This window comes from Lactobacillus leichmannii (assembly GCF_024701915.1).
GTDB classification, from domain to species: domain Bacteria; phylum Bacillota; class Bacilli; order Lactobacillales; family Lactobacillaceae; genus Lactobacillus; species Lactobacillus delbrueckii.
Genome location: NZ_QOCY01000036.1, coordinates 18,694 through 41,407, shown reverse-complemented (window position 1 = coordinate 41,407; position 22,714 = coordinate 18,694). Strand labels below are relative to the sequence as shown.

Sequence of the window (22,714 nt, the reverse complement as noted above, 5' to 3'; positions counted from 1 at the left end):
GCGAAACTTTGTTCAGTTTTCAAAGTACCAACTTGCGTCTTAGTGACGCAACGTTTTATATCTTACTCGCTTGTTGACTTCTTGTCAACAAGTTTTCGATGTTTTCTTTTTGCCTCCGCGAGACTTGCTTGTCTCACGCGGCAACAAATACTAGTATACTCGTTATTTTTGAAAGGTCAAATCAGCCTTTTCATTCGCTTTACATTCTGAACACCCGGTAGAGTTGTGATAAGGCGGGGCCTGGTCTCGTTCGGGAATATCAAGACTAGTAGTCATTTTCACTTTATTTCTGCTTTCTTTGTTCGGAAACGATGGATTTTTGACTGATATTTTTTCTAAAAGTTTTTTGCTTTTTTCTTTTTGAATTACAAAAGCGCTTTCTTACTTGTCTGCTCCTCGACAATATCAATCGCCAATTGGCAGCGGTCATAAACATCCCGCGCACTTAGCTGCAGGCCTTCAGCCAGCCACTCGTACAGGATCGCGTAGATGATGTGGGCAGCATTGTTCAAGGTCTTAATCGAATAATCCCCGCTTAAGGAATGAGCATCAACATAGCAAACTGTCTTCTTTCGCAGCAGCCATTCAACCTTCTGCGGAAAACGGGTCGCAAACTCCTTGCCCTTGATTTTCCCCTTCTCCGCATCAATCAAGGCCAGCAGGTTTAAAATGAAACAGCTGTCTTTTTCCATATAGGTCAATAGCCTCTTAAGGCCATTGCCATAATCACTGGTGGCAAAGTACAAGTGCTGGTCTAGCTTCTTTAACAGTAATTCCGCACTGAGCTGCCGCATGCTGCCATAGTGGGCGTAAAAGGTTGGCCGTGAGCAGGCAGCTAGCTTGCAGAACTTCTTGACGTTGATCTCACTGCCCCTCTCGCTGTCCAAGACCTGGGCCAGGATCTGATTAGCTTCCAAAAGTTTGATACTGGTAATCATTTTTACTACCTCCGTTCGTGACACATTATCTGTGCCAGGAACTTTTTTTGCAGCCGGCAGCGGTAAAAGCCTGGTCTGGCGCGATTTCGACTTTATTACGATTTATTCATAATGAAAAAACGGCAGCGCAGCAGCCCCCAGCCCCCTTTTCTTTCCGAAAACAAAAGCCAGCCCTGACCCTTCCTTGTCAGTGCTGGCTTTCTAGTACTGTGTTGTTGCGTTTTATCTTCCGCTTTCGCCTCATTCGCTGTTTTCTACTCACTTTTCACCTATTATCTTATCATAAAATTTATACCAAGTTTAGCCAACTATTATATTAATTTTGCTAAGATTTTTTCTTTTAAGAAAGCCCCCTCATCCTTTGCTTCTCTAGCCCTCCTTCCCTTTTGATTCACTTTGCACATTATTTCCCACCTGTTATTTTCCCGAAAAAAAGACCCACCCGCCTTGGGTGAGTCAAAATCTTTAGGCTTGTGGTTCTCTCCATTCGCCGCCTTGAGCCAGCTGCTGCTTGCCAAGTTCGTTGATGATCACGGAGATGTGTTCCTTTGGCGCGCCAGTGTCTTCTGAGATCACCCGGGTCACGTCCTTCATCATCTTTTCCAGTTGTTCTGGCGTCCGGCCAGCCAAGAGTTCAATGTGTACAAATGGCATTGTTTTGCTCCTTTTTTCAAAAACAAGTAACTTTTCCTACATTATACTTGCTTTTTTAGAAAAAAAGTACCTGCCAAAGCTACTTTGCCAAAAGTTCTTTGATTGCCTGGTCCAGCGGAGTCAAGCCGCCCAGAACTTCTTCCAGGTCGCTGCTTTCTTCCGTCAATGAACCATCATCAATTGGCTGTTGGAAGGCAGCGTACATTGCCGCCGTATCATGATCCAAGCCCAGGCCTTCCAAGGCCTTCACGTACTCGTCCTGGCTGACCTGCTTGGCTGCTGCTTCTTCACCAGTTGCCACGTTCAAGGCCGCTGCTAGGTCCTGGTAGCTCCGCTTCGGGCCGGCAAATTCGTAAACTTCCTTTGGATCATCACTGGTCAAAACCTTAACCGCTGCCACGGCATATTCACTTTCCGATGCCCAGCCGGCAAAGTTGTTAGCCCAGTAAAGCCGGTTTGCCGGACCTGGAGCCAGGAAAGTCATTTCGTTTTCTAGGTACCAGTTGTTGCGCAGGAAGGAGTGCTTGAGGCCGCTCTCCTTAAGCAGCTTTTCCGTCAGCTTGTGGTCAGCTGCCAGCCAGTTGTCGCTTTCACTGGCCTTCGGGAAACTGGTGTAAGCCACGTAGCCAACGCCGGCATTCTTAGCAGCTTCAACCACATTCTTGTGCTGGTCAGCTCTAGTTACTGCCCCGCCTGGCTGAGAGGAAATAAAGAGCAACTTGTCCACGCCAGCCAGGGCCTTTTCTACAGCTGCTTCATCGCCGTAGTCAGCCTGGCGGATTTCAATTCCAGCTGGCAAAAGCTGCTTCCCCTTTTCTTCGTTGCGGACGATCGCCACTACATTTTCTTCCCCAACTGCATCAACCAAATTCTTGACCGCGGTCTGGCCGAAGTTGCCAGTAGCCGCTGAAATAGCGTACTTCATAATTGCCTCCGTTAGTTTCTTTTTCTCTTTTTTCTATTTCGTTTACTTGTTATTTTTAAATCTACAGTAATTCTAGCACGTGTATTTTTAAAGTCAACATCTATTTCCATAAAAAAACGCCAGCTTTCGCTGACGTAATTAGGCAAGCTGCCCGTCTTCTTTTATCTGGTCGACAATTTCCCGCAGGCTGATCTCCCGCATCTTGGCAAAAGCCGCCTCTTCCACTTCCGCGTAGGCCTTAGCCAGCGGCCCTTGAATGTTGCCGCCAACCGGACACTTTTGCTCCGTGTCTTCATCGACGTGCAGCAAGTGGTGGTCCATACCGACTGCCGCGAAGATATCGTAGAGGCTGATCTCTTCCGGCTTCTTGGCCAGTTCCGGCTCAGCGCTCCCCTGCTTGGTCTTCAAAAGCCCTGCCTTGCGCAGGTCCATCATCAGACTACGCACCATGCTGGGATTGGTCACGATGCTACGCGCGATCGCCCGGCTGGACAGGTCATCATCGGGAAAAATCTCGATGTAGACCAGCAGGTGGACCGCGTCACTCAATTTATGGGAAAATTTCATTTTTTACCAGCTCCTTTTTAAAAAAGCCTGTTTCCTTAATCTTAACAGCTTTTCCAGCGATTTGCCACTTTCGCTGTGTTCCACGTGAAACTACCGCTGGCATTTCTCCCGTAAAAACTTGATCAAGTCCGGGCTGCAGTTTTTCTTCAAAAGCAGCATGCCCTGGTCCGGAGCCGGCATCATGATGATTTCCTCGTCAGTTTCAACATAGCGGGTGATCTGGTCATAGCGGTATTCCCCGTCCCCCCGGTTGGTCAAAACCAGGAAGTGGTCCGGGTAGAATTCGTAGCGCACGTAGTCATCCTTGATGGCTGGCATGTCCGCGTAAATCTTCTTCAGCCGCCGCTTGTAGAGGTAGACGAGTGCCGCCGGGTAAAAAGCAATCACCAGGGCAAACATGACCGTGAAGTCATACTGCTTCAAGGCGAAAGCCACCGCTCCGGCCGCGATCCAGATTGCTTCCGCGATCATGATGATCCGCCGCCGGCTCTTTTCCGTCACCTTCATGGCCATCCTGGTGTACTCGTTCAAGTCCATGTGAATCTCGCTGATATATAAGGCTTGTGCCATCTGCCTCACGTCCTTTCTATTAAAAATTATAAGCTATTCTTCCCTGCCCGTAAAAAAAAGACGCGCCATCGCGCGTCTGCAGATTAATACTAATACTTATCTTCCTTGCTCTGCTCATAAGTTTCGGCAATTGCCAAATTGTAGTATGGCATCAGCCAGATACCCAAAATTCCCAGGGTAAAGGCGGTCAAAATGTACCAGCCTAAGAAGGATAATTTAAGGCAAAGCAGCTTCCAGACCCGGCCCTTGGTCAGCTTCCAGCTAGCCCCGATTTCTGCCCAAACTGACCGCTTCTGCCCGGTCCGCACATCATCGTCGATCACGTAAACGACATAGGTCAGCCGCAGCTCAATCCAGACCAGCAAAACGACCAGCAAGATCAAAAGAATGATGCTTACCGCTACCGGTACTTGCGAAATCACTAACCCAACGATCACCGCGACAATCGCCAGCGTCACGGAAACGATAATTAAGGCTTCGATAACCCCGTAGACCGCCAGCCGGGCAATGTGCTGGCCGGTTAGGCCGCACCAGGCATTTGGCTCTTCCCCGCCCTTTTGGATCTTATTCCGCCAGCGATCAAAGAAGATGTAGCCGTTAGCCGTCAAAAGCACGGCCGCGATTTCCAAGAGAAAGAAGATGATATTAACTCCAACCCCCGACTTGGAATCAGTGACCTGGTTAACGACACTCGGTATGATATTTGCCACAACCAGAAGCAGGCCCATAGACATATAGATCTTCTTCGGGATCTGCTTCAGGTTTTCCCGGGCCAGGGCCCGGATTTCCTTCGCTTTCATTGTTCTCTCCTCTGTAAAAAAGCTTTTATTATTTTTATCATTATTATAGCACTGATTGTTTCACATGTAACATAATTCTTTTCCTATCTTCCCCGCTGCTCTCTTGTGTTATGATGGTAAAAAATCTTTCCACAGTGAGGTCAAATCCATGGAACTTTCCCCATTGAGCCCGCCCCGGCTCGTCAGCAATCAGCAAGAAAACATCTGGCAAACCCTGCGCCGGCAGCTGCTGACCTGCCAGTCCTTTACCTGGGCCGTGGCCTTCATCACCGCCGACATGCTGCCCCCTTTCAAGCTGGTCATGGAAGACCTGCAAGCCAGCGGGGTCCGCGGGACCATCATCACCGGGACCTACCTGGCCTTCAACCAGCCCCGGGTTTTCGCCGAGCTCTTAAAAATTTCCAATCTTACCGTCCGGATCGTGGACGGTCCCTTCCATGCCAAGGGCTATCTTTTTGACCATGGGGACTGGCAGACCGCCGTCATCGGCAGCGCCAACTTCACCCGGTCCGCCCTCCTGGCCAACCAGGAATGGTGCCTCAAGGTCGATTCCCAAACCGATTCGGCCTTGCCCCGGCAACTATCCGCGGCTTTAGCGGACTTGACGGGCAAAAGCCAGCCCCTGACTTACACCTGGCTGGCTGACTATGAAAAAAGCTGGCAGCCGCCAGCCAAGCCTGTGTTACACGTGAAACAAGAAAAGATCGTTCCCAACCAGATGCAGGCAGCCGCCCTGGAAAATCTCCAAGCCTTAGTCAAACGCGGCGCCCGCCGGGCCCTTGTCGTTTCTGCTACCGGGACGGGGAAAACCTACCTGGCGGCTTTGGCGGTCAAAGACTTTGTCCCCCGCCGCTTCCTCTACCTGGTCCACCGGGAAGAGATCGCCCGCAAGGCCCTTGAGACCTTCAAAAAGGTTATCGACGGCAAGGACAGCGACTTCGCCCTTTTAACCGGGACCAGCCACCAGCAGGCCCGCTACACCTTCGCGACCATCCAGACCGTTTCCCAGGACCAGTTCCTGGCCAGCCAGGCAGCTGATTTTTATGACTACATCTTGATTGACGAAGCCCACCGGTCCGCCGCGCCCAGCTATCAAAAAGTCCTCAGCCACTTCAGCCCGGCCTTTTGCCTGGGTCTGACAGCCACGCCAGAGCGGATGGACCAGCAGGATATTTTTGCCCTCTTTGACTACAATTTAGCCTACGAAATCCGCCTGGCCGATGCCCTGGAAAGCAAAATGCTCACTCCCTTCCACTATATCGGTATCCGCGACTATGAAATTGACGGCCAGACTTCTGATGACTTCAGCGACCTCCGCTGGCTGGGCGCGAAAAAGCGGGTCAGCTACCTCCTTAAAGAACTGGATTATTACGGCTACAGCGGTCCCCGCCCCTGCGGCCTGGTCTTCTGCAGCCGGCAGGAAGAAGCCCGGCAATTGGCGGAAGCTTTTACTCAACAGGGCCAGCCGGCCCAGGCCTTGACCAACCAGGATTCCCCAGCTGTCCGCCGGCAGGCGGTCAAGGATCTGGAAAGCGGCCGCCTCCACTACCTGGTGACGGTCGACCTTTTCAACGAAGGCGTGGACATTCCCGCCCTCAACCAGATTGTCATGCTCCGGGCCACCCAGTCAGCCACGGTCTTTATCCAGCAGCTGGGCCGGGGCCTGCGCCTCTACCCGGGCCAGGACTTCGTCACCGTCCTGGACTTCATCGGCAACTACCAGAACAACTACCTGATCCCCCTGGCCTTAGCCGGGAAAAAGCTCTCCCGCGACCAGCTGAAGTACCAGCTGCAAACCGTCAGCTTTGCCGGCCTGTCCACCATCAACTTCAGCCGGATCGCCAGCCAGGAGATCCTGGCCTCCCTGGACAAGGTCAAGCTGGACTCGCTCAAGCAGCTGCGGGAAGCCTACGCGGACCTGGCCCAGCAGCTGGGCCGGGCGCCCCTTTTGCTGGATTTCGCCAAAAAAGGCCAGGTCTCACCCCGCCTCTGGCTGGACAACAAGTCCCTGCCCCACTACGGAGCCTTCCTGGAAAAAATGGGCCAGCCCTGCCAGCTGTCCTCTTACGAAAGCCAGGTCCTCTCCTTCGTTACTAAGGAACTGGCCCCAGGCCAGCGGCCACATGAACTTTTGCTTTTGCAGGCCCTTTTGCCAAAAGGCCAAATCAGTCAGACAGACTACCAAGCTCTGTTAAAAAATTACGGGGCCTACGACTCACCCGCCTTGGAAAAATCTCTGGAAGCCATCCTCTCCTTGGACTTCTATGATGTCAAAAGCGGATCAACTAGCCAAAAGGCCAAGTACGGCGGCGAGCCTGTCGCCTGCTTAAAGGACGGCTGCTGGTTCTTAAATCCTCAGATCGTCCAAGCTAGTCCCGACTTCCTCCGTCTGTTTAAAGACGCGGTCGAAACTGGCCTCTTCCTCGCCAAAGAAAAAGACCCGACTCAAGACTTCACCCTCTACGCGGCTTACGACCGCAAGGAGGTCTGCCGCCTGCTCAACTGGCCACTAGACGTCAGCCGGCCCATGTATGGCTACCGGCTGAGTGGCAATGTCTGCCCGGTTTTTATCACTTATCAAAAAACTGACCAGGAGCAAAGAAATGCCCGCTATGACAACCAGGCACGCGGCCAGCGCCTGGCCTGGTATACCAGAACTCCCCGCCACCTGTCTTCCCCGGAAGTCCAGCAGCTTTTGCGGGGGACGGAATCTGGCCAGCAAGTCACCCGGATTCCGGTCTTCGTCAAGCGGGCGGATGCCTACGGCCCAAAGTTTTACTACCTGGGCTCAGCGAAAATCGACCCTGCCACGGTCCGCGAGGTAAATCTCAAGGGCAAGAGCGCGGTCGGCCTAGATTTGGTTCTGCCTGATCCCCTGCCAGCCAAAATCGCCGACCAGCTTTTCAGCAATTAAAAAAGGCTTCCCAGCCGGGAAGCCTTTTAGTGTGCCCGCTTCATGACGCGGACGGTAATATCTTTCAAGGCAAAGTAGAGGATCGGCGTGCAGACCGCGGTTGAACAGGAGTTGATCACCGTGGCCAGCAGGCTCAGAAAGGCCGCGACCAGGGCTGGCTGCAATGCCGTCCCGGCCATCAAGGCAGCCACGACCATCGTCGCGTAAGAGGTAAAAATCTTGGTTACCCCGGCGATGACCGCCAAAATAATGATGTTCTTCTTGCTGTCGTTGTACTTCATGCCCTTGTAGACCGCGGACAAAATGGCAGCCACGACTACGACTTCCAGCATAGTCAGCCAGCTGGTAGCCGCGTAGCCGTTGAGGATGTCAAAGCCGCCCAGGCCGATGATCCCCGCCAGGGCGCCGTTACGGAAGCCCAGGTAAAGAATGGCCACGGCCGTCAAGGTGTTGCCGAAGTGGATGAAAGGCCGGCCAACGACTGCCGGCAGCGGGATCCGCAGGACCCAGATGCCGATATAAATCATGGCCGCGAACAAGCCGGTCATCACGACTGCTCTTAAAGAATTCTGTTCATCGCGCATTATTTCCCCTCCTTAAAACAGATGATCAATGCACTAATTTTGCAATTGCTGCAAAAGCCAAGGCAGGGCCGCCGCGTAATTAGGGCCAAAGCGCTGGTCCTGGTCCAAATCAGTTGCCAGGATTGCCTTGGCCACGAAGTCCCTGGCCACGCCAGCTGCCTGTTCCAAGTCCAGCCCGTGAAGCAGGCCGGCCAAGAGGCTGCTGGCAAAAAGGTCCCCCGTGCCAAAATAGCTGTTCGGAATCCGGTCCTGGGTCCTTTCCCAAACCCGGCCGCCCCGGCTGAGCCCGTAAACCCCGATCCGGTTGTCGGCCAGGGGCACCCCGGTCAAAACCACCTGGGACAGGGCAAACTTCTGGGCCAGGCGCTGGGTGATCACGCAGGCCCGGTGGCTGTCAACCTCAGTAAAGTCCACCGGCTCATTCAAGAGCAGCAGGGCTTCGGTCAAGTTGGGCGTCAAAATCGTTGCCTGCCGGGCCAAGCGCTGCATCTGGACAACATAGCTGTCATCAAAGCCGCGGTAGAGACGGCCGTGGTCAGCCATAGCCGGGTCCAGCAGGATGAGTTTCCCCTGCCGGCTGTATTCTTCCAGCCCCTTCTCCCAGACCCGGCTGGCCGCCTGGCCCAGGTAGCCCAAATAGATGGCGTCAAAAGAGATCTTTTCCTTGTCCCAGTGCGCCCAAATATCTGGCAGACTGGCCGACAGGTCCAGGAAGGTGTTCTCCCCGAACCCGCCCGTATGCGTTGACAAAATTGCCGTTGGCAAAGCCGCGGTCTGCAGGCCGCTGGCCCCTAACACGGGCAAGGCGACCGCCAGCGAGACTTGACCAACACAGGATAGATCTTGACTGATCAAGACCGATTTCACTTTGGCTCCTCCTTATTGCTCAGTAGCTCTATTATATGCTTGCTTAAAAAATATGAAAGTAATTATTGCGAAACTTTTTTCTAATCTGGTAATAACTAGTATAACACGGGCATTTTCATTTTCAGAGCACAAGAAAAGCCAGTTGCTTAGAAGAACAACTGACTTTGGTTAGGAATGTGTTGTGTATGTATAAAATTCAATGCAATGTTACATTGAGGAAAGAAAAATAAAAGAAATTTGGATGTTGCAACTTGCGGCTCTCCACAACCTCAAGCTACGAAACTAATAATACAAGATAGTTGTGATGAAAGTATGATCTTTTCCTTACGAATTTCAAAACAGCTATTATTTTTAAGCTGTTTACTTATGCGACTTACTTATTACTTAGTAAGCATAATTTAAACAGTCAGAAGTTCGTAAACGTAGCTGGTCTCGTTTTCCCGGTAGACCCCATGCAGGGTGCCGACCCGCTTAAAGCCGCTCTTTTCGATCAAGTGCTGCATGGGCAGGTTATCCTCATGGGTGTCGACTCTGACGGACTTGATGTCATTGAAGCCGCTGGTGAAGTAGTTGATCACTGCCTGGTAGAGTTGAGAAGCATAGCCGTGACCAGTGTGGTCAGAGTGGATGGCCACCCGGTGGATGGTAACGTAGTCATTCGTGTCGATTTGCCAGTGCCCGTCCAATTGATCATAAGCGTGGTCCGGCGCGGGAATAATGGTCAAGGTCCCGACTGTTTCCCCGTCGTCGGCCTTGGCCAGGTAGGCATAGCCATTCTCGATGTCCTGGCGGACGTGGTCAGGGTTCGGGTAGTCCCCCTGCCACTGGTCAATCCCGCTTTCTGCCAGCTGGTTGCGCCCGTCCTGCAGGATCGCCATCACCTGGTCAAAATCTTTCAATTCTGCTTTTCTAATCTGCATTTCCTATTCGCTCCCTTATCTATATTACTGGTTCAATGACAACGACAAAGGGTATTTTACATAAGTCGGCAGGCAAGCTCAAACGATCTGCTTAAAGGGAAGCCTTTTCAGTGCTAAAAACTGTGATATTATTTAAGAATTAGAAAAGGTTGTGTCAAGGTTTTGTAACATTGCAGTTATATAATGAGGATTGTTGCAAAACAAACCACTTATTTTGAGCATTTTCAATCACACACTTTTTTAATGGGAGTACCAGATACATGAAGTTTAAACACCTTAAACTGCTTGCGTTAATCTCCACATTAACGGCAGCTGTAAGCATGAGCTTCGCCGGCCTGGCACAGGCCAGCACGACCAGCGCCAGCAGCCGTTCTTATGGGGTTGACGTGTCAAGCTACCAGCCAACCAGCACGACCAAGTACAGCAAGGCGGGCGCTCAGTTCGTCATTGTCAAGGTAAGCGAAGGCACCAGCTACCGGAATCCAAACGCCAAGGCACAAGTAGCCAGCGCCAAGGCCAACAAACTGTTGCCAATGGCCTACCACTTCGCCAATTTCGGTTCCAGCTCATCCAGAGCTAAGAGTGAAGCGGACTACGCTATCGCCAGCGCCAAGGCAGTCAGCCTGCCAGCAGGCTCATACCTGGCTTGTGACTGGGAAACCAGCAGCGGCAACTCAACCAGCGGGAGCAGAAGTGCTAATACCAGCGCCATTATAGCCTTCATGAAGAAGGTTAAGGCAGCTGGCTACCAGCCATTGCTCTACTCTGGTTCTTACCTTTTGAACAACGCGATCAACATGAGCGCGGTTACGTCAACCTACCCTAACTCATTGTGGGTAGCCTACTACACCAGCTCAGGCCGGATCGACGCGCCAGACTTTTCATACTTCCCGTCAATGAATGGGGTCATCATCTGGCAGTTCACTGAAAACTGGAAGGGGCTGAATGTTGACGGGAACATCTCAGTTTTGCCTCTGTCAATCAGCTCCAGCTCATCATCCAGTTCTTCATCAAGCCCATCTAAGACGCCAGCCAGTCAAGCACCTGTAAGCAAGACTAAGAAGAAGATCATGTCTAAGTCTTACGTCTACACTTCCGCCGGCAAGAAAACCGGTGCTTACAAGAGCGCGTACACTTACGTTTACGTGATCGGCGGGATCGTCAAGATCGGCAGCAACAACTACTACAAGATCGGGACCAACCAGTACATCAAGATCAACAACGTTGATGGTACTGCCCGCAAGCTGGTTCACAATGCTTGGACTTACAATAGCAAGGGCAAGCGGGTGAAGTCAGTTGCTACCTTAAAGAAGGGCAAGCAGGTCTTCACTTACGGCGGCAAGCGGAAGATCGGTAAGAAGACTTACTACCGGATCAATGTCGGCCGTTACATCAAGGCAGGCAACGTTAAGTAAGCCGGATCGCGAATTAATTTTAGAAACAAACAAAGCTCTAATTGCCACAGAGGCAGTTAGAGCTTTTTTCATAAAAAATTAGCGGTAATACTTGGTCAGCAAAAGGAGGGATAATTCGACAATCGCATTGCTTCGATTGCATCAAGCCATGCACTCATCGCTGCTCATAACTTAGGCATCCTCCAGTTACTTCTTACTCCTTGTCAACCAACCTCGGACTGAAGTCCGAGGCTTGCAAGTCGAGAGATGCCTAAAGGCGTCCCAGCTCACACTAGTCAGATACAGATGATTTGCGGGTGCAGCGATCATCCAATTACCAAACTTATATTAGAGAGCCTCGGGTTGCCTGGGGCTCTTTCTTTCTACTATAGACTGTGCGATTTGCTTCAGCTTGCAGCTTCCGAATCGTACGGTATTATCTTGTATTCTTGATCCGAAAGCTTGGCAATTCCTTTCTCCAAGATATTCAGAGCCGCGTTGTAGTCGCGGATGTGGTGTGTCCCGCACATTGGGCAGTCCCACTCCCGGTCCTTCAAAGTCAGCTTCTCATGGCCGTTGTGGCCCATGATTGACCCACAGCTGCTGCAGCTCTGTGTCGTGTTGCGCTTGTCGATTTCCAAATAGGTCTTGCCATAGAGGTCTGCCTTGTATTCAAGCATTCTCTGAAAGCTGGTCCAGCCCGCGTCTGAAATCGACATGGCCAAGGCATAATTTTTTAACAGATTCTTTCCTCTCAGATTCTCAAGCACAACTACATCGTGGTTATTGATGTATGCCGTGCTGAGCTTCTGAAGGAAGTCATCTCTTTGATTGCGAACTCTTCTTTGCAGGCGAGATGTCTGAAGACGGGCCTTTTGATAGTTTCGGCTTTGCCAGAGCTTCCGGCCTTCTTTTTTGGCCCGGGTCTGTCTTCTTGATGCCCGTCTCTGAAGCCTCTTCAAGCGTTTCAAAGACTTGCGGTAGAAGCGTGGATTGTCCACGACCACCCCGTCTGAATCAGTCAAGAAATTGTCAAGATTGAGGTCAATGCCGGTCGTCTTGTCCGTCTTCGGCTTTTGGCTCTTGAAAGGAACCACGTCGCCAATCTGAAGGGACAGGTAGTAGCCAGAGGCATCGTACTTGATAGTGGCAGTGCCAATTCTAAAGTTTGGATTGTGAGCAAGAACCTTGCGGTAGCTTGATCCACTGATTCTGATTCTTCCCAGCTTTGGAAGCTTGACGTGCTTCATGTCAAGAAAGCGCACCGTCCCAGAAAACGGAGTGCAGTTTTCTATATTCTTTTTCTTGCTGTCGTATGAACAAGATGTCTGATAGCCGTCATTCACGCCCTTCTTATGGAATTTTGGCCGGCCAGAAGAGTGCACCTTGAAGTACATGTTCCAGGCAGCACTGTAGCAGCGCTTCGCTTGTGCGATGGTCAAGCTGTCCACGTCTTCTGAGTTCATGTAGAAGTAGTACTTGGAAAGCTTGCGTTTGCGCTCTTCAAGTGCTTCGATTCTGTCAGCTACGAGCTTGACGTAAGTATTGACCTTTTTAAGCTGATTCAGCTCAGAGTTGATGACGATCAGCTTGTTGTAGACAGACCGGCTGACGCCGCTGTTGATGGCGATCAGTCTTTTCTGCTCATTGCTTGGATAGATCCGCATTTTGAGGCCAAGATGATATGGCAGCTCGGTCATGGGAATTATCAGTTTTTCGCGCTGCTTCTTTTCGTCTTTGACCTTAGCTATCTTTTTGCTTTTTGAAGCCTTAGCTTTTTCCTTCTTTTTGGCCATCTTTTTCATCTCGATTCTATGCTATAATTGTAGCACAAAAGGTGATTCAATGCCCGCTTTTTATATGGCCTAAAGCTTAGGGCAAGTAGATAAGGAGAGATTTGCAATGGCTGATAAGATACAAGACGCGGTATACGCGCAGCGTTATGTTTACAACTGTCACTATCACTTGATCTGGTGCACCAAATACCGCAATCAGGTATTTACAACTGAGGACCTGGCAAGCGAGATGAAAGAGCTCATTCTCAAAGCAGCATCCAGAAATGACATAAGAATTGAGAAGCTGGAAGTCATGCCGGATCACGTTCATGCCATGATATCCTTTAGGCCATCCAAATCTATCAGTGAAGTGGTGAAGGCACTGAAGGGGAATACTGGATATGCGTTTTTGCGCAAGCATCCAGAAATCCGAGAGCAGGAATGCTGGGGCGGACATTTATGGTCATCAAGCTACTACATAGGGACAGTTGGAAACATGTCAAAGTATACCGTAGGAAGATACATCAACGACCAGATCTACAACGCAAAAAAGGCCGGCAAGCCCTATCCATCCACCCATTAAAATAGGTGAAATTCCGGGCTTGCCGGCCAGTGAATTGATCATTAAAAGATCTGACGATTTGCGTGCTTACAGCAATGACTATCACCGCGACAGTGTAAATGCTACTCCAAAGCTTTTCGCTTTCCCAAAACATTTCAGTTGCTGCCGCGGAATGCTCACCAAAAATCATCATGCCATAACTATAGTAGAGAGAATGGAGAGTTATGAAGACCAAGCCTACTACTATGATTAACAGTACTTCTGCCAGCCAGGTAAAATATTTTTCTAACATCGCTACTGCTCTTCCCGCAGCTGGCTCCGCTTGTTGAAGTAGTTGCGGTAGGACAGGTAGCCCGCGATCACGGCGCCCAGGCCAGTCGCTGACAAAAGCATGAAAGTGACCATGATCTGGTACTTGATTGCATAAACTGGATCCACGCCGGCAAAAATCAACCCGGACATCATCCCCGGCAGGTTGACCAGCCCCACCGTCTTAGCTGAGTCGATCGTCGGCTGCATGGCAGTCTTGATGCTCCGCCGCAGGATGGTCATGCTGGCCGTCTTCACGTCAGCCCCGAGGGCGATTTTTTCCAAAACCTGCTGGCGCTGGTCATGGAAACCCGTGGCTAAAACCTTATAGCACAGACCCATAGCCACCATCTCATTGCCGGCAATCATCCCCGTAATCGGAATGATCTGCATCGGCTTCAGCTTCACCGTCTGAGTCAGCAGCAATACGCCCAAGGTGGTGTAAGTCCCGATCAAAAGGGCCATGATTGACTGCCAGAGCTGGCGCTTCGGGTTGGGATCCCGCTTATTGGCGTTCCAAGCCGCGTTAAAAATGATAAATAAGGTCATCAAGAGGGTCAAAAGGGCATTGTTGACCTGCATGATGAACTTCAAGACGTAGCCGACAATGACCAGCTGGACGATAGCCCGACCCACGCTGTAAAAAATGTCCCTGGTCAAGCCCAGCTTTTCCTTCCAGGAAATCGCCACGGATACCAGGACCAGGGCAAAAGACAAGATTAATGACAGATCGCTGACAGCTATTTCTTTCATTTCAAAACTCCTCCTTTTTCCATGTGCAGGAGCTGCTTGGAAGCGGCCAGCTCCTCTTGGTCATGGGTCACCTGCACGATCGTGGTTCCCTCCTGGTGCACTCGGGCGATCAGCTGATGGACGATTTGCTTGCTCTCTTCATCCAGCCCGGTCGTCACTTCGTCCAACAGGAGGAGCTCCGGCCGGAAAAGCAGATTACGGATCAAAGCCACCCGCTGCTTCTCCCCGCCAGACAGGGTGGTAATCTTTTTATCCAAATAGTCAGCTGGCAAATCTACCTGCTTCAAAGCTTCCTGGGCCCGCTTTTCAGCAAAGTCCTGCTTGCGGATGGCAAAAGGCAGGGCCAGGTTGGCCTTAACCGTTTCGTCGAACAAGGTTGGCTGTTGAAAGCAGTAGGACACCTGCCGGCGGTACTGGACCAGATCCAGGCTATCAAGATTTTGCCCCTTGTAAAAAATCTCCCCCTTATTAGGTGAGATCAAGCCCGCGATCAGCTTCAAAGTCGTGCTTTTCCCGCTGCCCGACGGTCCGGTCAAGGTGAGGTAGTCCCCCTCCTCCACGGCAAAGGAGACGTCTTGCAGGATTTCCTGGTCACCTGCCCGGTAGGACACCTGCTTGAGTTCAATGAGTGCCATTTTCTTCCTCCTGATTTCTGTAATTTTTATACTGCAGTTACATTATAGTCCAAAAAGGATGAAGCAATTTTTATAAAAGCTTGAAGGATTTTAGGCAAGAAAAAACCGCCACCCTGCAGGTGACGGTTAAAATATGCTGACTAGAGGATTCGAACCTCCGACCCCTTCATTACTAGTGAAGTGCTCTGCCAACTGAGCTAAGTCAGCGACTCTTGTGCCTTAACACAGTTATTAATTAAACCATAAAATCGTGTCCTTGACAAGAGCTTTCGCGAAAAAAGTTGATTTTTTAGGCAGACAACTACTTAAACAGCTTGAAAAGGAGCTCGCCGATCCCAAAATTGCTGATTTCATGCCCCGTGCAAAGACTGCTGAGACTGCTTGCCGGCGTGATCTCTTTACGGGACAGTCGCAATTGGTACAGAAGCGATCATGCCAGATATTGCAGACAATGTCAGTCCTATACCAATAACCGTCGCAGTGACATGACTATTTGTCAAAAAGAAAATAGTAGAAATACTAACAAAAGACCCTGTACCTAATGCATCTACGCCAGAAGCCACCAAAGCAGCTCGTTCAATTAATTTCTCTTTATTTACTGTAATCATACTGTTTTGCCACAAGTTGGACAATCTGAAAGTTTAGGGATTGGAATCCTATAATAATCGTTCTTTTACTCTAACGATTTTATTCATTGATTCTAACATTAGTCACTTGTTCGGGATCCAGTTTGTATCATATTTGTTACAAGCTATTCAGGCCAACTGGCAATTGCGTTTCCATAGCCATAAGCTTCCATATCTTTTTTGATTTTTTGGGCCTTGCCTTTTTGATCTGTGAGCAAAGCATGCAAGTAAAGTGCCGTAATCCTATATATCATCAGCTGAAAGGGCTCCGTAACGCTAATGATGTATTTGATCACTTCATCAACGCAATTTTTTTGATACTCTTTTCCATCTGCTTTCCGTTCATAGCAAATAACCAAATAATTTTCAAACAGTCTGAGATATCTTTCGAGTATTAAATCTGAAACTGCTTCTTTTTTGGCTTTCTTAAGCAGATCGCCAATCCAATAGTTCAAGTCATCTTGGTCCCATAAAAGCATGGTATTCGCAAGCAATCCCAGCAATTCTGGCCGTTTGGTCCAATTGCGCCCCTCATCGAATTTTTCTTTTATTTTCACGCGAATTTCCTTGCTAAGGCCTCCCAATTAGTAAGCCAAAGATACCAAAGCACGCAATTGTAAGATTTCATCATTCGACGACTCAATTATGTCCTGACAGTATTTTTCCATTAATTTAAGATCTTTGGTACTTACTGCCACGTTCATCTGGCTTTGATACCGCTTCTCAGCCTTATTTTCTGCCGAATCGTACGTTCCTTGAACCAGCTTGCCAAATTCGACAAGGTCGATTTGCCGCGCGAATAATATTTTGAACAAGCTTTCCGCGTTAATCCGATTTTTTCCACTTTCAACCTTTGCATAAAAAGGTCGGCTAAGGATGCCTTCGCACATTTCTTGCTGGGTCAACCCTAGTTCCAATCTTTTTTTACGCAGTGCTTCGCCAATTTTCATCAAATCTTCCCTTTCGTCAAAAAAAGGACTGTTAGCTAGCTAGTTAACAGTCCCTTTATTAAACGATTCCATATTTTCTGCTGCTGACTTATCATTCTGATAAACTGTCAATAGATCGATATTACAAAAAACTTTATTTATCTTTGCAAAACGCTGATAAATAAAGTTTAATAGTAAACAAGAATCTGTATAATGCTGACTAGAGGATTCGAACCTCCGACCCCTTCATTACTAGTGAAGTGCTCTGCCAACTGAGCTAAGTCAGCAACTCGTGTGCCTTAACACAGTTACTAATTTAATCATTAATTGCAGACTTTTGCAAGTCTTTTTGGAAATTTTTTATTTTTTCGGCTTATTTGCGCCGAAAGAACTAAAATCAGCAAGGAGGAAAAATATGGAAAAATTTACCGGCATACCTGTCAGCTTTCAACTGGTCTGGCTTCTGCGGATCCTGCTGTCCGCCTTTTGCGGCGGCCTGATTGGCTCTGAGCGGGCAACACAGAGAAAGAGCGCGGGCCTGCATACTCACGTCGTGGTAGCCATTGCCTCCACCCTGTTTTCTATCGTCTCCAAGTATGGGTTCTACGACATGCTCACTTTCAGCAACGTTTCTTACGATCCATCGCGAATCGCCTCTTTGACGGTCACGGGAATCTCCTTTATCGGTGCCGGGACCATCCTGGTCCATAAAGAGCAGATTTCCGGATTGACGACCGCCGCGGGACTCTGGGCCACTTCAGCCATCGGAATCGCGATTGGGGTCGGCCTTTACTGGATTGGAATCGTGGCCGCCGTCCTGATCCTGCTCGTGCAGCGCTTTTTGCGGGAAGAAACGGTCCTCAACCTGCTCCGCAAGGTCAGAATCAGCCTCTTGATCGAAGCCAGCAACACGCCCCATATCCTGGAAACCATTCAAAGCGAACTGGAAAAAAACGAGGTCCACCAGCTCAGCATCAAGATCATCAGCGTCTCTGACGACCATGTCCTTTTCAGCTGCGATGGCGAAATCGCCGGCCGGATCGATGAAAACCAGATCATCATGAACCTGCGCAAATACCCGGATATCAAGCGCATCACTTACTCGCCCGGCAGCAAGTAGCCCTCACGTGAAAAAAACTGACAGAGTGATAAAATATTTCTCTATAAAGACTTAGCTGACAAGGAGGCATTCACAAGATCTTGTACTAAAAAAATTGAAATTATCTGTTTTTAACCGTGAATCGGGGCAAAGAAGTAGAAGATTACCGCCAAAATCACCAAGTACGCTACTTGCACGCCAGCCGCGAGCTTAAGTGTCTTTTCCATCCCCTGCATGTCCGGATCCTGCCGTTGGCTGTACAAGTACACCAGTGGCAGCCAGCCCCAAAATGGCAGGACAAAGCTCAAGACCGTGAGCAGGGTCAGCCAGATTGACTTAACTGTTACAACTTTCATTCATCTCATCTCCTTTCATTTTTATGCCATAATCATATACCTTTAATTTTTTGTAAATAAAGAATTACATTCAATCAACATAAAGCCTTCCCCGCCCCGCTTTTTGCGCAATAATGTACAATGTTAGCTAAGGAGCGTAATACTAGTGGCGAAAAACATATTTGATATGTTTGATTATATATAAGAGTTAACAGATAGGTACTAAGCAGAATTAACGTAGAGAAATCTAGGACTTTGCTTTTAGATAGAGCACAGCTTTCACCTGTATTTTAGAAACATATGTTTGGAAAGCTGCAGGAATACGTGCTAAAATATTCCTCGAAACAAAGATTGAGAATGATATGGTTCTAAAAGGCGGTGAAATTAAATGACGGAACAGATAGAAGAAGTACCGGCGGAATTAATTCAGACAAGAGTCTATGAACTACGTCCCAACGAGACTATGAGAAGAGTTCTGGATGAAGCTTGTGACTATCGCCGCTATTGCTGGAACCAAGGCCTTGCCTTGTGGAATGAAATGTACAAGGCAAGACAAGCACTTAAATCTTCTTTGGCCTCCGACTCCAAAAAGCTGACTGAAGAGCAGAAAGTGTTGCTTAAAGAAAAGCCGTCGCCGAGTGAGCGAAGAGTTCGTAATATGTTAGTTGCCGATAAAAAAGACTGGCAGTATACACAGTCAGCCCGGATTCTGCAACTGGCAATTTCCGACCTGGGCAAGGCTTGGAACAATTTCTTTGATAAGGCCCAACCAGGCTGGGGCAAACCAAAATTTCGGTCGAAACGGGAAGCCAGACAAGGTTTCAAAAGCGACCGAAGCAAGATCAAAGATGGAATTCTTTATTTGGAACGGGCAAGAGGAAGCAGAGTTCCGAAAGATCAATGGCGTGGCTTTAAGCTGAGCGAAAAGCCTTTGTCAGATGAATTTGGTGTTGTCAGCTACTTCAAAGAAAAAGGCCGTTATTACGTTGCTATCCCGTATAAGATCAAGGCTGAAGATGTTAAGCTGCCAGACAAAACAGGTAAAGCTACCGCGGTTGACGTCAATGTTGGTCACTTTGATTACACGGGTGGCCGGGTGAACGTACTGCCTAAGAAGCTTGATAGAATTTATAAAAAAATCAAGCACAATCAAAGGCAGCTTGCCAAAAAAGCGAGTCCAAAATGGAGAAGCTGCTTGCGAAAGCAAGAACTACTTGAAGACGAAAGCCAAGCTTCAAGCGTGCTATCGCAAGGCAAGCAATATCCAAAACGACTTGATGCACAAATTTACGACCGAACTGGTTAATGACTACGACAAGATCGTGATCGAAAATCTGTCGGTTAAGGGCATGCTGATGAGCCACGTGGCTTCAAAGGGTGTTCATCGGTCGATGTTTGGCAAGTTTAAGCAGATCTTGACCTACAAGTGCGATTGGTATGGTAAGGAACTTATCCTGGCAAATAAGCTGTATCCGTCTACTCAGCGTTGTGCGGCCTGTGGCAATGTCAAAAAAGGTGATGACAAGATCACCCTTTATGGAAACAAGAAGCATGGTACTAAACACAATGAGTACGTCTGCTACAACGAAAAATGCCCGAACTACAATAAGGTCGTAGATCGAGATAAGAATGCGATGCTTAGTCTTTTAGCGCTGACTGAGTACCCAGAATTAAATCATGCACTATAAATATTAAAGAAAGGAGAATTAATGGCTAAGGCCCTGGCCTTAGTCATGCGGGTTGGCTGTACCCGAGGATTGGCGAGAGCCTTTCCATGAAGTTGCAAGAGTGGTGCTTCGGTACCTGCGCTGGTCAATGCGGTTACCCCCTTGTTGGGATATCGGAATACCGGTGATGACGGCAATAAGAAAAATGTCTGTATTCATGTCTTCGGACAATACATAGTCAAAGATTACTATTTGGCTACATTGCACACGTTTTTTGCAGCAGGTTTTTGTGATGGCATCAACATTAGACTATCTGCGCTGGCGAGGCGATCTGCCTTTTCAAACTTGCCCTTTCAACAGCCTGGATGCTTCCTTAATGGCATCCCTGGCCTACCTTCCCTTTGACGGCAGTACGGTTGGCCACAGCCTAGGCGAGGTCTGCCAGTCCATCTACCAACGTGAGCCTGACCGCTGGCAAAATCTGGACAAAACTGAACTCCTGCTCTTGCCCAAGTCTCCCCGCCTGGCTGACTTGACCGTTCTGGACTGGGTCAACAAGATGGAGATTGAGCCTGAACCCATCCAGTTCAACGCTGGCGCCTTCCGCCTGGACGATCGGACCATCCTGGTCGCCTACCGGGGCACCGACCAGTCCATGATCGGCTGGAGCGAGGACATGGTCATGAATTATACACCGGAAATTACCGGACATAGGCTGGCCGCTAAGTATCTTAACAAGATCGGCCAAGCTTACCCAAATGACCGGATCTATATCACCGGCCACTCCAAGGGGGGCAACTACGCCCACTACGCTTTGGCCTTTGCTGATCCGCAGATTCAAGCCCGGGTCATCAAGTCCTACAGCTTTGACGGACCTGGCTACCGGCACCAAATTTACGGAACCAGCGGCTTCCAAGACAATATCAAAAAGATGAAGACCTACATCCCGGAAAGCTCCATTGTCGGCTGCATGCTGGACCATACTGAGCGCGTCTTGGTCGTCAAGTGCAACCAACCAGTCCTCAGCCAGCACGACCCAAGAACCTGGAGCGTTGGCCGGGATAGCTATGTTTTGGCGCAAGATGGCCTCACGGCTACAGCCCGGGTGATCCGCCACTCCCTGATCGCCTTCAACCACCAGATTCCCGCGGAAAAAAGAGAGCAGATGTGGTCCGCCCTTTTTGAGGCTTTTGGCAGCCTGGACATCACTAAGATCAAACAGATCAGTGGTTTTACCGGCACCTACCGCTTTGGCCGGGCATACTTTGCCATGGATCCGGAAATGCGGGCTATCTTCAGGCAGATTTTTAACAACATCATTGAAACGGCCCGGCAGAGCCTTACCCTGCCCTTCAACAGGAGCGAGGATCCTTACAAGAACCGGCCGAATTTCAATGACTCAAAGAAAGGGCCAATCTTCTTTGATGCCTACGACATCAAGCAAGAATAACAAAAAGCGCGAATCAGCAACGATTCGCGCTTTTTTGCTGTCTTTCCCCTACCCCTGGGCCTCATGGCCTGGGTCCAGGTTAGAGAAGCGGTTGTAAGGCTTGGAGAACATCAGCTTGGCTGATCCCCGCCGGCCTGACCGGTTCTTTTCAATAATAACTTCAACTTCAACGTTTTCCGGATCTTCCTTCGGTTCCTCGCCGTCAGCATCCTCATCCCGGTAGTAATCGTCCCGGTAGAGGAAGCCAACGATGTCGGCGTCCTGTTCGATTGACCCGGATTCCCGCAAGTCTGACAAAATTGGCCGCTTGTCCTGCCGCTGCTCAACTGACCGCGACAACTGCGACAGGGAAATTACCGGCACGTGCAATTCCTTGGCCATCTTCTTGAGCTGGCGGGAGATCGCGGAAACTTCCTGCTGGCGGGACTCAGTCTTTGGCCCTTCAATCAGCTGCAGGTAGTCGATCACGACCAAGCCCAGGTCGCCCAGCTCCTTTTGCAGGGCCAGGCACTCGGCCCGGATTTCGCTGATCTTGATCCCTGGCGTGTCATCGATATAGATCGGAGCCTGCCGCAAGACACTTGCTGCCACGTCCAGCTGGTTCCACTCATCCCTATCCAGGATCCCCGTTCTGAGGTGCTGGGAGTCGATCAAGCCCGTTGACGCCAACATCCGCTGAACCAGCTGCTCACCAGACATTTCCAGGGAGAAGACCGCTACCGGCTTCTTCTCAGTAATGCCCACATTCTTGGCGATGTTCATGGCAAAAGAGGTCTTCCCGACACCCGGCCGGGCCGCCAAAATGATCAATTCGTCATCATGCAGCCCCGTCGTCATCTCGTCCAGATAGGCAAAACCCGTCCGTAAACCCGTGACCGCGTCCTGGTTCTGGGCATTATTTGAAATCTGCTCAAAGGCTCCGGCAACCAGGTCCTCAATCTTATGAAATCCCCCGCTCCCCTTTTCATTGGAGACGTTCATGATCTCATTTTCAGCGTTGCTGAGGATCTCATCCACGCTGTCGGACCCTTGAATGGCACTGGAGATGATCTTCTGGCTGGCATTGATCAAATTGCGCAGCTGGGCCTTCTGGTGGACGATGCGGGCATAGTCCTTGGCGTGAAAGGCAGTTGGCGTTGCCAGCAAAAGCTCTGACACGTAGGCCATGTCGCCCAGTTCTTCCAATTGTCCCCGCCGCTTGAGCTCCTCTTGCAAGGTAACCAGGTCGATTGACCTGCTCTCGTCATAGAGGGCCAAAAGGGCGCTATAGACCAGGCGGTTGGCATGTTCATAAAAGTCAGCCGGCTCTAAGACCGAGCTGACTTCGTTGATGACTTCGGGATCAATGAAAATCGCCCCTAAAACGGCTTTTTCAGCAGCAGAATCATGCGGGATCTGCTGCGTGACAAGATTATCCATCAATCACGGCTTCTTTCAGCTT

At 49.7% G+C, this 22,714-nt stretch carries 21 protein-coding genes, 2 tRNA genes and 2 pseudogenes; 6 read left to right on the top strand and 19 right to left on the bottom strand.

All coding sequences use genetic code 11. From position 1 onward, the window contains the following. Positions 1 to 365: 365 nt before the first annotated feature. The 6 genes and pseudogenes from DS743_RS03730 to DS743_RS03705 all read right to left on the bottom strand — a co-directional run bounded on the left by DS743_RS03730 (position 366) and on the right by DS743_RS03705 (position 4,454). On the bottom strand, positions 366 to 938 hold the full coding sequence (locus DS743_RS03730; RefSeq protein WP_035185513.1) for a hypothetical protein: 573 nt from the start codon (positions 936 to 938) through the stop codon (positions 366 to 368). Positions 939 to 1,403: 465 nt separating this feature from the next. Then, positions 1,404 to 1,595 (bottom strand): annotated as a pseudogene (thmT, locus tag DS743_RS03725) (2-hydroxymuconate tautomerase); the annotation flags it as partial. 76 nt (positions 1,596 to 1,671) lie between these two features. Beyond that, complete coding sequence (locus DS743_RS03720) at positions 1,672 to 2,517, bottom strand: NAD(P)H-binding protein (RefSeq protein ID WP_035185515.1); 846 nt, start codon at positions 2,515 to 2,517, stop codon at positions 1,672 to 1,674. Between the two features lie 138 nt (positions 2,518 to 2,655). Next, entirely contained in the window at positions 2,656 to 3,084 is a 429-nt protein-coding gene (locus DS743_RS03715; protein WP_003612742.1) for an Rrf2 family transcriptional regulator, read from the bottom strand. Positions 3,085 to 3,174: 90 nt separating this feature from the next. Further along, positions 3,175 to 3,654: a YcxB family protein gene (locus DS743_RS03710; RefSeq protein WP_035185518.1), complete on the bottom strand. Its 480-nt coding sequence runs from the start codon at positions 3,652 to 3,654 to the stop codon at positions 3,175 to 3,177. An 89-nt stretch (positions 3,655 to 3,743) separates the two neighbouring features. Continuing rightward, entirely contained in the window at positions 3,744 to 4,454 is a 711-nt protein-coding gene (locus DS743_RS03705; RefSeq protein ID WP_035185520.1) for a DUF975 family protein, read from the bottom strand. 148 nt (positions 4,455 to 4,602) lie between these two features. Between DS743_RS03705 and DS743_RS03700 the strand changes: the two genes are divergently transcribed. Next, positions 4,603 to 7,368: a DUF3427 domain-containing protein gene (locus DS743_RS03700; RefSeq protein WP_035185523.1), complete on the top strand. Its 2,766-nt coding sequence runs from the start codon at positions 4,603 to 4,605 to the stop codon at positions 7,366 to 7,368. A 26-nt stretch (positions 7,369 to 7,394) separates the two neighbouring features. On the opposite strand, the gene DS743_RS03695 is transcribed toward DS743_RS03700, so the two are convergent. From DS743_RS03695 to DS743_RS03685, 3 genes are all read right to left on the bottom strand, one after another. Beyond that, on the bottom strand, positions 7,395 to 7,952 hold the full coding sequence (locus DS743_RS03695; RefSeq protein WP_003622076.1) for an ECF transporter S component: 558 nt from the start codon (positions 7,950 to 7,952) through the stop codon (positions 7,395 to 7,397). A 33-nt stretch (positions 7,953 to 7,985) separates the two neighbouring features. Next, positions 7,986 to 8,819: a pyridoxamine kinase gene (locus DS743_RS03690; RefSeq protein ID WP_035185524.1), complete on the bottom strand. Its 834-nt coding sequence runs from the start codon at positions 8,817 to 8,819 to the stop codon at positions 7,986 to 7,988. A 398-nt stretch (positions 8,820 to 9,217) separates the two neighbouring features. After that, positions 9,218 to 9,739, bottom strand: a complete 522-nt coding sequence (locus tag DS743_RS03685) for a GNAT family N-acetyltransferase (RefSeq protein ID WP_003612732.1) — start codon at positions 9,737 to 9,739, stop codon at positions 9,218 to 9,220. 260 nt (positions 9,740 to 9,999) lie between these two features. Between DS743_RS03685 and DS743_RS03680 the strand changes: the two genes are divergently transcribed. Further along, positions 10,000 to 11,154, top strand: a complete 1,155-nt coding sequence (locus tag DS743_RS03680; RefSeq protein WP_035185525.1) for an SLAP domain-containing protein — start codon at positions 10,000 to 10,002, stop codon at positions 11,152 to 11,154. A gap of 386 nt (positions 11,155 to 11,540) precedes the next feature. Here DS743_RS03680 and DS743_RS03675 read toward each other — a convergent pair whose 3' ends face one another. Further along, positions 11,541 to 12,842, bottom strand: a complete 1,302-nt coding sequence (locus DS743_RS03675) for an RNA-guided endonuclease InsQ/TnpB family protein (protein ID WP_181406084.1) — start codon at positions 12,840 to 12,842, stop codon at positions 11,541 to 11,543. Between the two features lie 193 nt (positions 12,843 to 13,035). Between DS743_RS03675 and tnpA the strand changes: the two genes are divergently transcribed. Beyond that, positions 13,036 to 13,491 (top strand): IS200/IS605 family transposase, encoded by a 456-nt coding sequence (tnpA, locus tag DS743_RS03670; RefSeq protein ID WP_035185526.1) that lies wholly within the window; start codon positions 13,036 to 13,038, stop codon positions 13,489 to 13,491. A 273-nt stretch (positions 13,492 to 13,764) separates the two neighbouring features. Here tnpA and DS743_RS03665 read toward each other — a convergent pair whose 3' ends face one another. From DS743_RS03665 to DS743_RS03640, 7 genes are all read right to left on the bottom strand, one after another. Next, positions 13,765 to 14,532: an ABC transporter permease gene (locus DS743_RS03665; RefSeq protein ID WP_035185528.1), complete on the bottom strand. Its 768-nt coding sequence runs from the start codon at positions 14,530 to 14,532 to the stop codon at positions 13,765 to 13,767. After that, a complete protein-coding gene (locus DS743_RS03660; protein WP_035185530.1) occupies positions 14,529 to 15,167 on the bottom strand; it encodes an ABC transporter ATP-binding protein in 639 nt (212 codons plus the stop codon). Before DS743_RS03660 ends, DS743_RS03665 begins: the two co-directional genes overlap by 4 nt. 134 nt (positions 15,168 to 15,301) lie before the next feature. Then, positions 15,302 to 15,374: transfer RNA gene (locus DS743_RS03655), tRNA-Thr, on the bottom strand. Between the two features lie 191 nt (positions 15,375 to 15,565). Continuing rightward, positions 15,566 to 15,775 carry a hypothetical protein gene (locus tag DS743_RS03650; RefSeq protein ID WP_181406083.1) on the bottom strand — a complete coding sequence of 70 codons (210 nt, stop codon included), beginning with the start codon at positions 15,773 to 15,775 and terminating at the stop codon, positions 15,566 to 15,568. A gap of 143 nt (positions 15,776 to 15,918) precedes the next feature. Next, positions 15,919 to 16,350: a hypothetical protein gene (locus tag DS743_RS09220; protein ID WP_307722556.1), complete on the bottom strand. Its 432-nt coding sequence runs from the start codon at positions 16,348 to 16,350 to the stop codon at positions 15,919 to 15,921. 27 nt (positions 16,351 to 16,377) lie between these two features. Further along, positions 16,378 to 16,743, bottom strand: coding sequence for a helix-turn-helix domain-containing protein (locus DS743_RS09215; RefSeq protein WP_307722555.1), 366 nt, complete (start codon positions 16,741 to 16,743; stop codon positions 16,378 to 16,380). A gap of 193 nt (positions 16,744 to 16,936) precedes the next feature. Continuing rightward, positions 16,937 to 17,009: transfer RNA gene (locus DS743_RS03640), tRNA-Thr, on the bottom strand. Positions 17,010 to 17,137: 128 nt separating this feature from the next. Here DS743_RS03640 and DS743_RS03635 point away from each other — a divergent pair. Next, the gene (locus tag DS743_RS03635; protein WP_035183045.1) at positions 17,138 to 17,842 is read left to right on the top strand and encodes an MgtC/SapB family protein; all 705 of its coding nucleotides are present in this window, start codon (positions 17,138 to 17,140) and stop codon (positions 17,840 to 17,842) included. A 110-nt stretch (positions 17,843 to 17,952) separates the two neighbouring features. On the opposite strand, the gene DS743_RS03630 is transcribed toward DS743_RS03635, so the two are convergent. After that, positions 17,953 to 18,177: a hypothetical protein gene (locus DS743_RS03630; RefSeq protein ID WP_035185531.1), complete on the bottom strand. Its 225-nt coding sequence runs from the start codon at positions 18,175 to 18,177 to the stop codon at positions 17,953 to 17,955. Positions 18,178 to 18,544: 367 nt separating this feature from the next. On the opposite strand from DS743_RS03630, the pseudogene DS743_RS03625 reads away from it, so the two are divergent. Beyond that, positions 18,545 to 19,844 (top strand): annotated as a pseudogene (locus tag DS743_RS03625) (RNA-guided endonuclease InsQ/TnpB family protein). Between the two features lie 271 nt (positions 19,845 to 20,115). Next, positions 20,116 to 21,273, top strand: a complete 1,158-nt coding sequence (locus DS743_RS03620) for a DUF2974 domain-containing protein (RefSeq protein WP_035185532.1) — start codon at positions 20,116 to 20,118, stop codon at positions 21,271 to 21,273. 48 nt (positions 21,274 to 21,321) lie between these two features. On the opposite strand, the gene dnaB is transcribed toward DS743_RS03620, so the two are convergent. Beyond that, complete coding sequence (gene dnaB, locus DS743_RS03615; protein WP_016396059.1) at positions 21,322 to 22,692, bottom strand: replicative DNA helicase; 1,371 nt, start codon at positions 22,690 to 22,692, stop codon at positions 21,322 to 21,324. Positions 22,693 to 22,714 lie beyond the last annotated feature (22 nt).

What these genes read in the sequence shown, in the direction of transcription:
- DS743_RS03730 (WP_035185513.1), bottom strand. Translation starts at nt 938, where the DNA reads ATGATTACCAGTATCAAACTTTTGGAAGCTAATCAGATCCTGGCCCAG.
- DS743_RS03720 (WP_035185515.1), bottom strand. Translation starts at nt 2,517, where the DNA reads ATGAAGTACGCTATTTCAGCGGCTACTGGCAACTTCGGCCAGACCGCG.
- DS743_RS03715 (WP_003612742.1), bottom strand. Translation starts at nt 3,084, where the DNA reads ATGAAATTTTCCCATAAATTGAGTGACGCGGTCCACCTGCTGGTCTAC.
- DS743_RS03710 (WP_035185518.1), bottom strand. Translation starts at nt 3,654, where the DNA reads ATGGCACAAGCCTTATATATCAGCGAGATTCACATGGACTTGAACGAG.
- DS743_RS03705 (WP_035185520.1), bottom strand. Translation starts at nt 4,454, where the DNA reads ATGAAAGCGAAGGAAATCCGGGCCCTGGCCCGGGAAAACCTGAAGCAG.
- DS743_RS03700 (WP_035185523.1), top strand. Translation starts at nt 4,603, where the DNA reads ATGGAACTTTCCCCATTGAGCCCGCCCCGGCTCGTCAGCAATCAGCAA.
- DS743_RS03695 (WP_003622076.1), bottom strand. Translation starts at nt 7,952, where the DNA reads ATGCGCGATGAACAGAATTCTTTAAGAGCAGTCGTGATGACCGGCTTG.
- DS743_RS03685 (WP_003612732.1), bottom strand. Translation starts at nt 9,739, where the DNA reads ATGCAGATTAGAAAAGCAGAATTGAAAGATTTTGACCAGGTGATGGCG.
- DS743_RS03680 (WP_035185525.1), top strand. Translation starts at nt 10,000, where the DNA reads ATGAAGTTTAAACACCTTAAACTGCTTGCGTTAATCTCCACATTAACG.
- tnpA (WP_035185526.1), top strand. Translation starts at nt 13,036, where the DNA reads ATGGCTGATAAGATACAAGACGCGGTATACGCGCAGCGTTATGTTTAC.
- DS743_RS03665 (WP_035185528.1), bottom strand. Translation starts at nt 14,532, where the DNA reads ATGAAAGAAATAGCTGTCAGCGATCTGTCATTAATCTTGTCTTTTGCC.
- DS743_RS03660 (WP_035185530.1), bottom strand. Translation starts at nt 15,167, where the DNA reads ATGGCACTCATTGAACTCAAGCAGGTGTCCTACCGGGCAGGTGACCAG.
- DS743_RS03650 (WP_181406083.1), bottom strand. Translation starts at nt 15,775, where the DNA reads ATGATTACAGTAAATAAAGAGAAATTAATTGAACGAGCTGCTTTGGTG.
- DS743_RS09215 (WP_307722555.1), bottom strand. Translation starts at nt 16,743, where the DNA reads ATGAAAATTGGCGAAGCACTGCGTAAAAAAAGATTGGAACTAGGGTTG.
- DS743_RS03635 (WP_035183045.1), top strand. Translation starts at nt 17,138, where the DNA reads ATGGAAAAATTTACCGGCATACCTGTCAGCTTTCAACTGGTCTGGCTT.
- DS743_RS03630 (WP_035185531.1), bottom strand. Translation starts at nt 18,177, where the DNA reads ATGAAAGTTGTAACAGTTAAGTCAATCTGGCTGACCCTGCTCACGGTC.
- DS743_RS03620 (WP_035185532.1), top strand. Translation starts at nt 20,116, where the DNA reads ATGGCATCAACATTAGACTATCTGCGCTGGCGAGGCGATCTGCCTTTT.
- dnaB (WP_016396059.1), bottom strand. Translation starts at nt 22,692, where the DNA reads ATGGATAATCTTGTCACGCAGCAGATCCCGCATGATTCTGCTGCTGAA.